Genomic DNA, 14,561 nt, shown 5'->3' on the forward strand with positions numbered 1-14,561 from the left:
ACACACAATAGGTAACCCATGGCTGGCGATAGAAAACGTGGATTTATCCGTCCTGATGAAGATGATTCGATGATCGAACCTCAACGTTGGGGGCTGCCTGATTATGGCGAGCCTAAAGCCAAACAAGCAAAACAAACCGCGTTCAACTATGACCCGGGATGGGTGCCGAATTTTGATGAGCCTGAAGAAGAGCAGCCACTTGCGCTAACCGAAGAGCAAATTGAACTGATTAAGCAAGGTGCTTATCAAGAAGGCTTACATCAAGGTCAGGAAGCTGGCTTTAAGCAAGGTTACGACAAAGGTAAAGAAGAAGGGTTGCAAGCCGGCCATGCTGAAGGTCTCGAGCTCGGAAAAGCTGAAGGGGTAACTGCAGGGCAAGAATACATTCAGCAGCAAGTTGAAACTTTTATGAACTTGGCCAATCAGTTTGCTCAACCTTTGGAGTTGATGAATGCTCAGGTTGAAAAGCAGCTGGTGGATATGGTGCTCTGTTTAGTTAAAGAAGTGGTGCACGTTGAAGTACAAACCAACCCTCAAATTATTTTAGATACAGTGAAGCAGTCGGTTGAAGCGCTACCAATATCAGGCCACCCTATTACCTTGCACCTGAATCCAGAAGATGTCGCGATTATTCGTTCAGCTTATGGTGAAGAAGACCTTAATTGTCGCAACTGGACGTTAGTTGCTGAGCCATCGCTAAATCGAGGTGACGTCCAGATTGAAGCCGGTGAATCAAGCATTAATTATCGCATGGAAGAACGCGTCAAAAGCGTATTGCACAGCTTTTGTGGCGCAAACCGTCATCAAGAGGGTGAGTAATCCATGCAAGCACTCGCTGACCGCTTAAAAAGCTACAAAGTTGAAGGCCTTACGACGCGCCCTGTCGCCTCTGGCAAACTGGTGCGTGTGGTTGGGTTAACGTTGGAAGCAACCGGCTGTCGCGCACCAATTGGCAGTTTATGCTTAGTGGAAACCATGTCAGGTCAGATGGAAGCCGAGGTTGTCGGCTTTTCAGGTGACAACCTATTTTTAATGCCAAGCGAACAAATTACGGGCATTTTACCTGGCGCGAGAGTCACCCCTTTAACCAGTGACGCTGGTTTGCCTGTCGGCATGGAGTTACTTGGGCGCGTGATAGACGGGGTTGGGAATCCACTTGATGGACTTGGCCCTTTGTATACCGATCACCGTGCCTCTTTTAATGCCGAACCAATCAACCCGTTGGCTCGAAAACCAATTTCTGAACCGCTCGATGTTGGCCTAAAAGCCATCAATGGTTTGTTGACGGTTGGTAAAGGTCAGCGTATCGGTCTGTTTGCAGGTTCTGGTGTGGGTAAATCGGTCACGCTTGGCATGATGACGCGAGGCACCACCGCACAGGTTGTGGTCGTCGGCCTGATAGGTGAGCGTGGACGTGAAGTTAAAGAGTTCATCGAAGAGATCTTGGGTGAGGACGGTCGTCGCCGCTCAGTGGTGGTCGCGGCGCCTGCCGATGCTTCACCTCTAATGCGCTTAAAGGGGTGCCAAACGGCATTAACGATTGCTGAATACTTCCGGGACCAAGGGTTAGATGTTCTGCTATTGATGGACTCGTTGACTCGTTTTGCACAAGCACAGCGTGAAATCGCACTTTCTGTTGGTGAGCCGCCAGCGACGAAAGGCTACCCGCCTTCTGTATTTGCCAAGCTGCCAGCGCTGGTTGAGCGAGCGGGTAATGGAAGTGCCGAACAAGGCTCGATTACGGCGTTCTTTACCGTGTTGACCGAAGGGGATGATTTGCAAGATCCGATAGCGGACGCATCGCGAGCCATTCTTGATGGCCATATTGTACTTTCTCGTGAAATGGCGGATGCAGGCCATTATCCGGCGATTGATGTCGAGAAGTCGGTGAGCCGTGTTATGCCGCAAATCACGACTGAAGAGCACGTTTTGATGTCAAAAGCGGTGCGACAGGTCTTGTCTATTTGTCGCAAGAATCAAGATTTGGTCTCGATTGGAGCGTACAAACCGGGTACCGATCCTGCTATTGATGGCGCATTTACTTTGAAACCGAAGTTAGACGAATACTTGCGGCAGAGCATGAAAGAATCGGTGCCATACGATATGTGCGTCAATATGCTTAGAAACATTTTGGGTGGGTGATAGCGCATGAATAATGCGATGGAGTTTCTACTTGAGCAAACTAAGGATCGTGAAGACCAAGCTGTGCTTGCACTGAACAAAGCGCGTTCTGAACTCGAAGATTATTACCGTCAGGTTGAACAAATTGAAAAGTATCGGCTTGATTATTGCCAGCAACTCGTCGACCGTGGTCAGGCGGGCCTAACGGCAAGTCAATATGGACACTTAAATCGATTCCTTACCCAGCTAGATGAAACTTTATCTAAGCAAAAGCAAGCAGAAAGTCATTTCAAAGAGCAGGTTGAAAACTGTAAAGAATATTGGTTAACCGTGCGTAAAGAACGCAAATCCTATGAGTGGATGATAGACAAACGCGAAAAAGAGAAACAACTTGCTGAAGCTAAGCGCGAACAAAAGCAAATGGACGAGTTTTCCACCTTACTTTACAGTCGAAAACCACATCGTTTCTAAAGGTTATCGGTTCGATATTGCATTACGGTGTTGCAGTTGACTACATCTCTACCGTTTCAAGTAAGGTAACTTTGATTGAGTCTTGTTCAATTAGCTCAAATACCTTCGGTCGAATCTCGCGAACCCACCACTCGTTGTATGTTTTTTCGTAGAGAGCCTGGCGTGCTTGTTCATTGTCGAACTCTCGAAGCCAAACAAAATAGTCATGTCCATCATCACCAGTGTGGACGTAAGTATTCAGTACACGCATGCCTTGTGAGCGTTGATAGGGCAACAGTTCTTCCTTCATCCAACTTAGCCACTGTTCTGTTTTGCCTGCTCTGATTCTATATTGGCGTAATTCTGTGATCTTCAAAGTGATTCCTTAATTGTTAAGCCAAGTGTCTGTTTACGCTTATCGTTTTTCAAAGTCAATCAAGTAGCTGTACATCATGTTAGGAACCAGGTTATCGGATAGTATTGTTGATGTTTGTTCCATAAACATGCCATCTATTAGCTTGCCGAGAATTGGCCCAATATTGTGGTGTGATTTTTGCATTTTAGCTGTCAGTGTCGGGTCTTTTTGACCTTAGTTTGCCGCCAGTATTGCTGCCTGCCAGCGATATACTCAGAGCCACGAGAACGAGAGTTTCTAAATGAGTGTGAATTTGTCCCATGTATCTGCGACTACCAAGACGCCAGTTTCTGATGTGTCCGCTAAAGCGTCCGCAGAGAGCACTGAGAGCACTGAGAGCACTGAGAGCAAGGGATTTTTAGAAACGTTAACCGATGCGTTTGCTGGTAAACAAAAGCCCGAAAAAGTAGCAACAGAATCGACAGTGGTTGAAGAAAAAGAAAGAGCGGATGTAGGCAGTACTTCTTCTGCTAACGTCTCGGACGAATTGTTGGCGCAAGAAAGCCAAGGATCCGTCAGTGACGAGACCCATGGTTTTGATGAAATATCAGCAAACAAACCGAATGCAACCTTAAGTGAAGAAGCAAGTTTACAAAAGGCGAGTAACAGCACACCTTTGGAGAATGATGTTGAAGCTATTGAAAAAGTGAAATCAACATCAATCGATACGAGCAACCCATCAAATACAGTGGACGTAAAAAGCACGATGGGCGAAGGACAACAGCTTCTTGGTCGAATTGAACAAGCGAATCAAACCCTGAATGCGAGTAATGCATCCATCGATAGTGGCAAAGTTTTGCCTCAGAGCGCGAATTTAGTGCATTCGTTCCACGAGCAAGCAACCGTTTCGACACACCTTGATGAGCTGGCTTTGAATGAAACGCCATCAGTTCATTCGCTTGAACAAGCACAGATGATCCCAGGACAAGACTTAGAGCCAATTTTAGATAAGAATGGTCAACCTATCGATGTCGACAAACTTTCGCCTGAGTTTGCTGCTTGGCAAGAGCTAGCGAAACAAGCCAGCCATCCGACGGCTAAGAGCGCAGTCAGTGGTGAAGTAGCTAATGATCTGTCGCCGTTGTTAACAGACGTTGATGGTTCCAACATCGACGCGCTTCCACGAGTCTCCTTGGATGAACTTGAAATTATAGATACCAAGTTGGCGCAAGGAAAAGCACTGACTCAGCAAGAAGCTCAGATCATTGAAGGGTTGAAACAAGGAAGGATCACGGCGGATATTCCTGATCAAGACCTTGCCCAATTTGTTGCGCTCCCTAATGACATTAAACAGATTCTCGCAGAGCAACAAGTACAACATAATTTAACTCGCCAGGCTGGACCTATGGCAGTGTCTCAGCAAATCCAGCATACAGCGGCTCAAGTACCCCAGCCACAAACTGCTCATAGTGGAGATAAAGTCGCATTATCTCCAACGCCCGATATGTTGATAGCCGCGCAAGTGCCGACGTCGCTTCAGGGTGTGAAAGACGGAGAGATTAGCCAGAAAGTGATGAACGCAGCATTGGCGACTGGTGCGCTAAAGGCGACTGCGGATAAACAAGATAAGCCGGACCTCCAACATGGCTTCGCTGGACAGCTTCAGGCTATGGCAGGTCAGCAAGGAATTAATGTGCAGCAACAAGCGCGTATTGATGCTGCACAACAAGCTCAGCTTCCGTTGCAACTAACTAAAGAGCTAGCTAACGAGCAAGTTGCGGAAAAAGTGCAAATGATGATGTCGAAGAATCTGAAAAATCTCGATATTCGTCTTGATCCACCAGAGTTAGGTCGTATGCAAATTCGTATGACCATGAATAACGACGTTGCCAATGTACATTTTACAGTGAACAACCCGCAAGCTCGTGACATTATTGAACAGACGCTCCCTCGTTTGAGAGAAATGCTAGCGCAACAAGGTATGCAGCTGGCTGATTCTTCCGTCCAGCAACAAAACAGCGGGCAACAGCAAGGTAGGTATACTGCTGAACAACATGGTCAAAGCGCGCAAAGTGGCGGTTTTTCTGGACAGTCCGAAGAGGGTTTTGAATCTGATGTCAATCTGGATTTGAATGTCGCTTCAAAGCGTGATGGAATTAGTTTTTACGCATAAAAGGCCGTTTAACGGCAATGGAATACGGTTACCAAGCAACTTACTAAAACGTCTTGGTAACTCAAAAGAACAATAAGAGACAAGAATGGCAGAAGAACAGTTACAAGGGGCCGATGCGCCGAAAGGAAAAAGCAAGTTACTTATCATCATCATCGCTGTTGTAGTATTACTACTTGGTGGCGGGGCAGCGGCATTTTTTCTAATGGGCTCTGATGAACCTGCTCAGGCTGAATCGTCTCAACAGGCTCAAGTGAAGGCATCGGATGCTGCGCCCATCGCGTATGTGAATCTTCCTCAGGCATTTGTATTTAACGTTACTGGGGATAGCCGCGATAGGTTGGTTCAAATTAAAGCGCAGTTAATGGTTCGCGGTGCAGAAAATGAAGAGTTGGCGCGGTATCATTCGCCACTGATTGAAAGCTCTATGCTATCAACGTTTGCTTCCGCGACGGTTGATCAATTGCGCTCTCCTACAGGACGAGTGGAATTGCGCGATCGTGCTTCCGAAGATATCAAAGCAGCGCTGAATGCTGCGGTCGGTAAGCCAGTGATTGAAAAAGTACTGTTTACAGATTTTGTTATTCAATAGGTAAAACGTGACCGATCTATTAAGCCAAGACGAAATTGATGCGCTATTGCATGGGGTTGACGATGTTGATGACGTCGATGAACCGATAGAAAACGACACTGAGGGTGCCGTCAATTTTGATTTCTCGTCGCAAGACAGAATCGTACGTGGTCGAATGCCGACGCTCGAACTTATCAACGAGCGCTTTGCACGGCACATGCGTATTAGTCTGTTTAATATGCTGCGTAAAACGGCAGAGGTGTCGATCAATGGCGTGCAGATGATGAAGTTTGGTGAATACCAGAACACATTGTACGTGCCAACCAGTTTGAACATGGTGCGTTTTCGTCCGTTAAAAGGCACTGCGTTGATCACCATGGAGGCTCGTTTAGTCTTTATTCTGGTAGAAAACTTCTTTGGCGGTGATGGTCGATTCCACGCCAAAATCGAAGGCCGCGAATTTACCCCAACGGAACGCCGCATCATTCAGTTGTTACTGAAAATTGTATTTGAAGATTATAAAGAAGCGTGGTCGCCAGTGATGGGGGTAGAGTTCGAATATCTCGACTCTGAAGTAAACCCAAGCATGGCAAACATTGTCAGCCCGACAGAAGTGATTGTCGTGAGTTCATTCCATATAGAAGTTGACGGCGGTGGCGGCGATTTTCATGTCGTTATGCCTTACTCCATGGTTGAGCCTATCCGTGAACTATTGGATGCAGGTGTTCAGTCCGACAAGATGGAAACGGACGTTCGCTGGAGCTCAGCACTACGTGAAGAGATCATGGATTGTCCGGTTAACTTCCGCGTGAACTTGCTCGAAAAAGACATTTCTTTGCGTGATCTCATGGAGCTGCAACCGGGCGATATCATCCCGATTGAAATGCCAGAACATGCGACGATGTTTGTAGAAGACCTACCGACCTATCGCGTAAAAATGGGTCGATCGGAAGACAAATTAGCGGTGCAAATTTCTGAGGAAATTGAGCGCCCACATGTCGTCAAAACAGATTTAGCTTTCTTAGGTAAAGACATCATGTCCGAGCTTGAGAGTGAAGACGATATAGACCATTAAGATACCTTATTAAATAGACATGCTATGGCATGAGTAAGGCGTAACACAGGATAGAAAAATGGAACCAAGTGACGATCAAAAGCTAGCAGACGAATGGGCAGCCGCTCTTGGCGAAGACCCGTCTGCCCCTTCTGTAGACGTAGATGAAGTATTGGCTGCGCCACTGGAAGAGCTAAAAGACACTTCAAGCCCAATTAGCGAAGATGAGCGTCGTAAACTCGACACTATTATGGATATCCCGGTGACGATTTCGATGGAAGTCGGTCGTTCTCAAATTAGCATTCGGAACCTGTTGCAGCTTAACCAAGGTTCGGTTGTTGAGTTGGATCGTTTAGCCGGTGAGTCGCTCGACGTATTGGTTAACGGTACTTTGATTGCTCACGGCGAAGTCGTGGTCGTCAACGATAAGTTTGGTATCCGTTTGACGGATGTGATCAGCCAAACTGAACGAATTAAGAAGCTGCGTTAAGATGAGTCGTTCAATCAAAATGCGATTGAAGCAAATCACTGGAGCACTGAGCTTAATGCTAAGTGCTCCTTGTGCATTTGCTGCCGCACCAAATAATCTGGATCTTGCGACGACACTTGGCTCGCTTGTGCTTGTAATCGGCGTGATTCTTTTGCTGGCTTGGTTGCTGAAACGTATGCAAGTGCCAGCGATGGGACAACAAAAGGGCTTGCGTATAGTGAGTCAGTTGCCAGTGGGTACAAAAGAAAGAATCGCAGTAGTTCAAGTGGGTGAAGAACAGTTTTTGGTTGGGATTACTAGCCAATCGATCCAAACTTTAGCCAAGTTAGATAAGCCACTGAAAGAGGAAGAGTTGGCGACCAATGCTTTTGCGACTCAATTTAGCCAGCTGATCAAAAAACATGACAAAGGGTAATCCAATTCGTTTGCTCCTGAGTACGTTGTTACTTTTTGTCGGCGTGCTGTTTTCTTCATTTACCTTTGCTGAAGCAGAGGAGTCAGCGCTGCCAGATAACTTAGCCGATGGAAGTAGTGTTACAGTTCAGGCTATGCAAAGTGATACTGGTGCTAGCCGTGCTATGTCCGTTTCTAGTGGCGGTGGTATTCCAGCATTCACCATGACCACGAACCCTGATGGCAGTGAAGACTACTCGGTTACACTACAAATTTTAGCGTTAATGACCATGCTTGGCTTCTTGCCTGCCATGGTGATTCTGATGACCTCGTTCACTCGAATTGTGGTGGTGATGTCGATATTGCGTCAGGCAATGGGTTTGCAACAAACGCCTTCTAATCAGGTTATTATTGGTATTGCGCTGTTTTTGACCTTTTTTGTTATGTCTCCTGTCCTGAACGAAATCAACGACAAAGCTGTTCAGCCTTATTTGAACGAGCAAGTCACGGCGCGAGAAGCGTTTGATGCTGCACAAGCGCCAATGAAAGCATTTATGCTTAAGCAGACCCGAATCAAAGATTTGGAGACGTTCGTAACCATGTCAGGAGAGCAAGTCGAGAATCCAGAAGATGTGTCGATGGCGGTGTTGATTCCGGCTTTTATCACCTCAGAGCTAAAAACTGCATTCCAAATTGGCTTTATGCTCTTCTTGCCGTTTTTGATTATTGACCTTGTAGTCGCTTCGGTACTGATGGCAATGGGTATGATGATGTTGTCACCAATGATTGTTTCGTTGCCGTTCAAGTTGATGTTGTTCGTATTGGTCGATGGTTGGAACTTGATACTCTCGACACTTGCGGGCAGCTTTGCCCTTTAGATAAGCGCAGATAGAGGATAAGACATGACACCAGAAATGTTTGTCGAGCTTTTCCGTGAAGCACTTTGGATGGTGCTTATCATGGTCTGCGCTATTATCATCCCAAGCTTGCTTATCGGCCTTGTAGTCGCGATTTTTCAAGCTGCGACATCCATCAACGAACAAACATTGAGCTTCCTACCGCGTTTGATTGTCACGCTTTTGGCCCTGATGCTGTTTGGGCATTGGATGACGCAAATGTTGATGGAATATTTCTATGGCTTGATTGAACGCTTACCTCAGGTGCTTTATTAGAGGCGCCTATGGAGTACCCCACTAGCGTTGTCTTAGATTGGATCGCAAACTACTTCTGGCCCTATGTTCGTATCTCATCCATGTTGATGGTGATGACAGTAACCGGGGCCCGATTTGTTTCGCCAAGAATCCGCCTTTACCTCGGTTTAGCCATCACTTTCGCTGTCATGCCAGCCATCCCCGCCGTACCTCAAGACATTGAGCTACTCTCGTTTCGTGGCTTCATGACCATTGCCGAGCAAATGATCATCGGCATAGCGATGGGTATGGTTACTCAATTTATGATTCAAACCTTTGTCCTACTTGGTCAAATATTGGGTATGCAATCAAGTTTGGGCTTTGCTTCTATGGTTGATCCCGCAAATGGTCAGAACACGCCATTGCTTGGCCAGTTATTCATGTTCTTAACGACAATGTTTTTCCTTGCCACCGATGGACACTTAAAAATGCTGCAATTGGTGGTGTTCAGTTTTAAAACTTTGCCGATTGGCTCCGGCTCGCTCAACGCGGTTGATTTCCGTGAAATGGCAGGCTGGCTTGGTATTATGTTCCAAACGGCACTGAGTATGTCTCTATCTGGCATTATTGCGCTACTGACCATTAACTTGTCGTTTGGTGTAATGACCCGTGCCGCACCACAGCTGAATATCTTCTCGCTTGGTTTTGCTTTTGCTTTGATGGTGGGTCTATTACTTTGTTGGTACATACTGGCTGGTCTATACAGTCATTATGAAATGTTCTGGACAGTGGGTGAGGCGCAGATTTGTCGGCTTATTCGCTTGGAGTGCTAAGATTTGGCAGAATCAGACGGTCAGGAACGCACCGAAGAAGCCACGCCTCGACGGTTACAACAAGCCAGAGAAAAGGGGCAGGTCGCTCGATCTAAAGAGCTCGCATCAGCATCTGTGCTGATCGTTGGCGCCATTTCATTGATGTGGTTTGGAGAGGCGTTAGCACGTTCATTGTTTTCCATCATGAGCCGTTTATTTGATCTTCAACGAGAAGAGATTTTCGATACTGCAAAACTGTTTGATATCGCTTTGGGCGCGATGAGTGATTTGTTGTTCCCACTATTTTTGGTGTTAGCGACATTGTTTACCGCCGCCATGATTGGAGCAGCAGGTGTGGGAGGAATCAGTTTTTCTGCCCAAGCAGCCATGCCCAAGCTGTCGAAAATGAATCCGCTTAGCGGCTTAAAGCGAATGGTTGGAATGCAAAGCTGGGTAGAGTTGATCAAATCAATCCTTAAAGTGGTTCTGGTCACCGGTGTCGCCATCTATTTGATCCAAGCATCACAGGCCGATCTGATTCAATTGAGCATGGATGTGTATCCGCAAAACATCTTCCATGCTTTAGATATTTTGCTGAACTTTATTTTGCTGATCAGTTGCTCGCTATTGATTGTGGTTGCCATCGATATTCCATTTCAAATCTGGCAGCACGCTGATCAGTTAAAAATGACCAAGCAAGAAGTCAAAGACGAATACAAAGAGACTGAAGGTAAGCCGGAAGTGAAAGGCCGTATTCGTATGTTGCAAAGGGAAGCGGCTCAACGTCGAATGATGGCGGATGTTCCTCAAGCTGATGTTATTGTTACTAACCCAGAGCACTTCTCGGTAGCGCTTCGTTATAAGCAGAAGACAGACCGTGCGCCAGTCGTGATCGCTAAAGGTACTGACCACATGGCGATGAAGATTCGAGAAGTCGCACGCGAACATGACATTACGATTGTGCCCGCACCACCTTTGGCTCGTGCGTTGTACCACACGACAGAGCTCGAGCAAGAGATCCCCGATGGGTTATTTACTGCCGTCGCTCAGGTTTTGGCATTTGTATTCCAATTGAAGCAATACCGAAAACGAGGTGGACAGCGCCCGAAAATTCAAGATTATGATTTGCCAATCCCGCCCGAGCACCGTCATTGATACGAAAAGCGGTAAAGCCTTAAAAAAGCTCGTTTGATCAAAAGCTAAGCTCTATTTGAGTGTTTAGTCATTATTTTGGCGCTAATTATGGTACATAGATTGCTTAAAACGCTTTAATTATCAACCCTACCTAAACTTTTAGGCTAAAGCGGTCGCGTATTAATAGTAAGAGCTTACGTGACGCTTCAATCGATTGAGATCTCTCGCAGTATGAAGTTAAGCCTGCCGTTTGCAGATAAATTGCCACGAATCCCTCAACGTGAAATGCCAGCTATTGGTGCTCCGGTGATGGTTTTGGCCACCCTAGCGATGGTGGTACTGCCGATTCCAGCATTTTTGCTGGATATGTTCTTCACCTTTAACATCGCGCTGTCGATGGTGGTGTTGTTAGTGACCGTTTACACACGTCGCCCTTTGGACTTCGCTGCTTTTCCAACGGTATTGCTGATCGCCACGTTGCTCCGCTTGGCTTTGAACGTTGCCTCGACTCGTGTCGTCTTACTGCATGGTCATGAAGGCGGTAATGCGGCAGGTAACGTAATTGAGGCGTTCGGTAACGTCGTTATTGGTGGTAACTACGCGGTCGGCCTAGTGGTTTTCCTCATCTTAATGATCATCAACTTTATGGTGGTGACCAAAGGTGCGGGTCGTATCTCTGAGGTAAGTGCTCGCTTTACGCTTGATGCGTTGCCGGGTAAGCAAATGGCGATTGATGCCGACTTGAATGCCGGATTGATAGACCAAGAGCAGGCAAGAGTTCGTCGTTTTGAAGTGACCAAAGAAGCGGATTTCTATGGCTCGATGGATGGTGCCTCGAAGTTCGTAAAAGGTGACGCGATTGCCGGTATTTTGATTCTGTTTATCAACATCGTCGGCGGTCTGTCGATCGGTATGGCGCAGTATGGATTGGGTTTCGGTGAAGCGATTGAAATCTATACCTTACTGACAATCGGTGATGGTTTGGTCGCACAAATCCCATCGCTATTGCTGTCGATTGCAGCGGCAATGATGGTGACGCGCCAAAACACCGATGAAGACATGGGGGAACAACTGGTCTTCCAGATGTTCGACAACCCAAAAGCGCTGATGATTACTGCGGCTATTCTTGGTGTGATGGGCATCGTACCGGGCATGCCACACTTTGCGTTTTTGAGCCTGGCAGTCGCGGCCGGTGCAGCGGCATATTTCATCGACAAACGGCAGAAGCAGAAAGCGAAAGAGCCCGCTTTACCAGCAACAGCAGACGAAGGTACAGAACCTTCCTCACAGCGCGAACTGTCTTGGGATGACGTCCAGCCAGTCGATATTATTGGCTTGGAAGTCGGTTATCGCTTAATCCCTTTGGTGGACAGAGACCAAGGTGGGGAACTGTTAGAGCGCGTAAAAGGCGTGCGTAAAAAGTTATCGCAAGATTTTGGGTTCCTAATTCCAGCGGTTCATATTCGTGACAATCTTGAGCTGACCCCAAACAGTTACCGAATTACATTGATGGGGGTTGCGGTGGGCGAAGCAGAGATTCGTCCGGATCAAGAGCTAGCGATTAACCCAGGTCAGGTGTATGGCATGATTGATGGTGAGCCAACCATTGACCCTGCTTTTGGACTGGAAGCCGTATGGATCCGAGAAGATCAGCGTGAGCACGCGCAGGCTCTGGGTTATACGGTTGTTGATTCATCAACGGTATTAGCGACGCACCTGAGCCAGCTATTGACCAACAACGCGTCACAGCTAATTGGTCATGAAGAAGTAGAGAATTTATTAGAAATGTTAGGACGCAGCGCGCCTAAGTTGGTCGAGAACTTTGTTCCTGACCAATTACCATTAGGTGTGGTGGTGAAAGTCCTACAAAACTTGTTAAACGAGGCCATTCCAATCCGCGATATTCGCACGATTGTTCAAACTTTGGCTGAGTACTCAAGTAAGAGTCAAGAAGCTGACATATTGACGGCAGCAGTTCGAATTAGTCTTAAACGTCTAATTGTTCAAGAAATCAATGGTATAGAGCCTGAGTTACCAGTGATTACTTTGACCCCCGAACTGGAACAAATATTGCATCAAACTATGCAAGCATCAGGAGGCGAATCCGCGGGGATTGAACCGGGACTCGCTGAGCGATTGCAATCTTCACTAAGCCAAGCGACACAGGAACAAGAACTGAAAGGCGAACCTGCCGTTCTGCTTACTTCTGGTGTATTACGCTCGACGTTGGCGAAATTTGTGAAGAACACAATACCTAATCTCCGGGTACTGTCTTACCAAGAAATCCCGGATGAAAAACAGATCAGAATTGTGCAAGCCGTGGGTAACTGATCTCACGCATCATTAATGGATTCATAGTTTGAAAATAAAGCGATTTTTTGCCAAAGACATGAGAACGGCGCTGCTCCAAGTGAAAGAGGAGTTAGGCGCGGAAGCGGTGATCATGTCAAACAAGAAAGTGGCTGGTGGAGTAGCGATTGTTGCGGCGATAGATAGTGAATCTAATCCGTCTCAAGCAAGCGCAGCGTCACAGCAAAATCGCGGTGCTTCTCAATCGAATCGCTATAACGAACATCGTCAAATGTCATCGTCTTCTGCTGATCGTTACCAAGATCGTCATTTAGATGAAGATAAAATTAGCCTGAACAGTAATAACAGTAACAATGAAAAAACAGGCTCAATGACGCAGCGATTCGCTAATATGCTTAAGCAATATAGCGGTGGTGCAGCAGATGCTGACGACCACGTAGCGGAAAATGAAGATTCGCTCTCGGCTTTGCTGCAACGCCAAAATAAGCATCGCGACGGCTACAACCAAGAAAAGCCAGCGCCATATCAACCAGATTCACCTTTGGCGAAGCTAATCGCACAGGACAATCGATTTGAACGTCCGACGCCCAAGCTGGACCCGACGCGCTATGACCGACGTCGCCCAAGCGATGAGCGTGGCGAATCGGCCGATGAGCTAGAAAGCATGCGCGAAGAGATGACGTCAATTCGTCGTCTGTTGGAGCACCAAGTTTCTGGCCTGATGTGGCAAGAAGTAGAACGCCGTGAGCCGCTAAGAGCGATGCTGATTAAGCGCTTAGAGCGAATGGGCGTTTCTCCGGAGTTAGCAGACCAGATGGCCTGTTATATCCCGGAAGATACAAAGCCAGCGCGAGCGTGGAAAGCGTTATTGTCGCTGGTGGCGGATCAAATCAATATTCCTAAACAGGACATTTTAAAACGTGGTGGCGTAGTCGCATTGTTGGGTCCGACGGGGGTTGGGAAAACAACAACCGTAGCGAAACTCGCAGCACGCGCAGCCATGGAATACGGTGCCGACAATGTGGCCCTTGTGACAACAGATACATATCGCATAGGTGCACATGAGCAGCTCTCAATTTATGGAAGAATCATGGGTTGTCCCGTAAGAGTTGCTAAAGATTCTAACGAGTTAGCCGATGTTATATATCAGCTAAGAAACAGAAGACTGATTTTGGTCGATACGGCAGGGATGGGGCAACGAGATGTGAGGCTTTCCGAGCAGCTCGACACTCTAATGCAAGAGAGCGGGGAAGTGATTCACAGCTACCTTGTTTTGCCGGCTACCGCACAACGTCGTGTTCTACAAGAAACGCTGGATCACTTCCGACGTATACCACTTTCGGGTTGTATTATGACGAAGCTTGATGAGTCATTAAGCCTAGGCGAATTCATCAGTGTAGTGATTCAAAACGCAATGCCAGTAGCTTACATCGCTAATGGTCAACGCGTACCAGAAGACATTGTGATAGCGCAACCAAAATATATGCTTGCGAAAGCAAATGAACTGTTAGAGAAGTCGACAGAGAACGAACCTCACTTTTGGAACAGTGACAGTGAAGGACTCTAAGGCG

At 47.0% G+C, this 14,561-nt stretch carries 15 protein-coding genes; 14 read left to right on the top strand and 1 reads right to left on the bottom strand.

Annotation, left to right across the window (positions count from 1 at the left end; genetic code table 11):
- Positions 1–18: 18 nt before the first annotated feature.
- Genes fliH through fliJ form a run of 3 tightly spaced genes read left to right on the top strand, consistent with a single transcriptional unit; the run spans position 19 to position 2,592 of the window.
- The gene (gene fliH / locus NL626_RS14485) at positions 19–819 is read left to right on the top strand and encodes a flagellar assembly protein FliH (RefSeq protein WP_005394317.1); all 801 of its coding nucleotides are present in this window, start codon (positions 19–21) and stop codon (positions 817–819) included.
- A gap of 3 nt (positions 820–822) precedes the next feature.
- Entirely contained in the window at positions 823–2,142 is a 1,320-nt protein-coding gene (fliI, locus tag NL626_RS14490; protein WP_213901782.1) for a flagellar protein export ATPase FliI, read from the top strand.
- Positions 2,143–2,148: 6 nt separating this feature from the next.
- A complete protein-coding gene (fliJ, locus tag NL626_RS14495; protein ID WP_005380474.1) occupies positions 2,149–2,592 on the top strand; it encodes a flagellar export protein FliJ in 444 nt (147 codons plus the stop codon).
- A 40-nt stretch (positions 2,593–2,632) separates the two neighbouring features.
- On the opposite strand, the gene NL626_RS14500 is transcribed toward fliJ, so the two are convergent.
- Positions 2,633–2,947 carry an NIPSNAP family protein gene (locus tag NL626_RS14500; protein WP_033907108.1) on the bottom strand — a complete coding sequence of 105 codons (315 nt, stop codon included), beginning with the start codon at positions 2,945–2,947 and terminating at the stop codon, positions 2,633–2,635.
- A gap of 280 nt (positions 2,948–3,227) precedes the next feature.
- Between NL626_RS14500 and NL626_RS14505 the strand changes: the two genes are divergently transcribed.
- The 11 genes from NL626_RS14505 to flhF all read left to right on the top strand — a co-directional run bounded on the left by NL626_RS14505 (position 3,228) and on the right by flhF (position 14,557).
- Positions 3,228–5,099, top strand: a complete 1,872-nt coding sequence (locus NL626_RS14505) for a flagellar hook-length control protein FliK (RefSeq protein WP_253657469.1) — start codon at positions 3,228–3,230, stop codon at positions 5,097–5,099.
- A gap of 85 nt (positions 5,100–5,184) precedes the next feature.
- Positions 5,185–5,688 carry a flagellar basal body-associated protein FliL gene (gene fliL / locus NL626_RS14510; RefSeq protein WP_005380477.1) on the top strand — a complete coding sequence of 168 codons (504 nt, stop codon included), beginning with the start codon at positions 5,185–5,187 and terminating at the stop codon, positions 5,686–5,688.
- 7 nt (positions 5,689–5,695) lie between these two features.
- Entirely contained in the window at positions 5,696–6,742 is a 1,047-nt protein-coding gene (gene fliM, locus NL626_RS14515) for a flagellar motor switch protein FliM (protein WP_005380478.1), read from the top strand.
- A 58-nt stretch (positions 6,743–6,800) separates the two neighbouring features.
- Positions 6,801–7,211 (top strand): flagellar motor switch protein FliN, encoded by a 411-nt coding sequence (fliN, locus tag NL626_RS14520; RefSeq protein ID WP_005380479.1) that lies wholly within the window; start codon positions 6,801–6,803, stop codon positions 7,209–7,211.
- A 1-nt stretch (position 7,212) separates the two neighbouring features.
- On the top strand, positions 7,213–7,626 hold the full coding sequence (gene fliO, locus NL626_RS14525) for a flagellar biosynthetic protein FliO (protein WP_025767169.1): 414 nt from the start codon (positions 7,213–7,215) through the stop codon (positions 7,624–7,626).
- Positions 7,613–8,482, top strand: coding sequence for a flagellar type III secretion system pore protein FliP (gene fliP, locus NL626_RS14530; protein WP_005380487.1), 870 nt, complete (start codon positions 7,613–7,615; stop codon positions 8,480–8,482). The genes fliO and fliP overlap by 14 nt, the downstream gene beginning before the upstream one ends.
- A 24-nt stretch (positions 8,483–8,506) precedes the next feature.
- The gene (gene fliQ / locus NL626_RS14535; RefSeq protein ID WP_005380488.1) at positions 8,507–8,776 is read left to right on the top strand and encodes a flagellar biosynthesis protein FliQ; all 270 of its coding nucleotides are present in this window, start codon (positions 8,507–8,509) and stop codon (positions 8,774–8,776) included.
- An 8-nt stretch (positions 8,777–8,784) separates the two neighbouring features.
- Positions 8,785–9,567, top strand: coding sequence for a flagellar biosynthetic protein FliR (gene fliR / locus NL626_RS14540; protein WP_005384463.1), 783 nt, complete (start codon positions 8,785–8,787; stop codon positions 9,565–9,567).
- A gap of 3 nt (positions 9,568–9,570) precedes the next feature.
- Entirely contained in the window at positions 9,571–10,701 is a 1,131-nt protein-coding gene (flhB, locus tag NL626_RS14545) for a flagellar biosynthesis protein FlhB (RefSeq protein WP_005380490.1), read from the top strand.
- Between the two features lie 210 nt (positions 10,702–10,911).
- Entirely contained in the window at positions 10,912–13,011 is a 2,100-nt protein-coding gene (gene flhA / locus NL626_RS14550) for a flagellar biosynthesis protein FlhA (RefSeq protein ID WP_253657474.1), read from the top strand.
- Between the two features lie 28 nt (positions 13,012–13,039).
- The gene (gene flhF, locus NL626_RS14555; RefSeq protein ID WP_064354227.1) at positions 13,040–14,557 is read left to right on the top strand and encodes a flagellar biosynthesis protein FlhF; all 1,518 of its coding nucleotides are present in this window, start codon (positions 13,040–13,042) and stop codon (positions 14,555–14,557) included.
- Positions 14,558–14,561 lie beyond the last annotated feature (4 nt).

This window comes from Vibrio sp. Y58_MX_L22, assembly GCF_024181865.1.
GTDB lineage: Bacteria > Pseudomonadota > Gammaproteobacteria > Enterobacterales > Vibrionaceae > Vibrio > Vibrio alginolyticus.

Coding starts and splice junctions, on each gene's coding strand:
- fliO (WP_025767169.1), top strand. CDS start 7,213: ATGAGTCGTTCAATCAAAATGCGATTGAAGCAAATCACTGGAGCACTG.
- fliJ (WP_005380474.1), top strand. CDS start 2,149: ATGAATAATGCGATGGAGTTTCTACTTGAGCAAACTAAGGATCGTGAA.
- fliI (WP_213901782.1), top strand. CDS start 823: ATGCAAGCACTCGCTGACCGCTTAAAAAGCTACAAAGTTGAAGGCCTT.
- fliH (WP_005394317.1), top strand. CDS start 19: ATGGCTGGCGATAGAAAACGTGGATTTATCCGTCCTGATGAAGATGAT.
- fliL (WP_005380477.1), top strand. CDS start 5,185: ATGGCAGAAGAACAGTTACAAGGGGCCGATGCGCCGAAAGGAAAAAGC.
- fliN (WP_005380479.1), top strand. CDS start 6,801: ATGGAACCAAGTGACGATCAAAAGCTAGCAGACGAATGGGCAGCCGCT.
- flhA (WP_253657474.1), top strand. CDS start 10,912: ATGAAGTTAAGCCTGCCGTTTGCAGATAAATTGCCACGAATCCCTCAA.
- fliP (WP_005380487.1), top strand. CDS start 7,613: ATGACAAAGGGTAATCCAATTCGTTTGCTCCTGAGTACGTTGTTACTT.
- fliR (WP_005384463.1), top strand. CDS start 8,785: ATGGAGTACCCCACTAGCGTTGTCTTAGATTGGATCGCAAACTACTTC.
- fliQ (WP_005380488.1), top strand. CDS start 8,507: ATGACACCAGAAATGTTTGTCGAGCTTTTCCGTGAAGCACTTTGGATG.
- NL626_RS14505 (WP_253657469.1), top strand. CDS start 3,228: ATGAGTGTGAATTTGTCCCATGTATCTGCGACTACCAAGACGCCAGTT.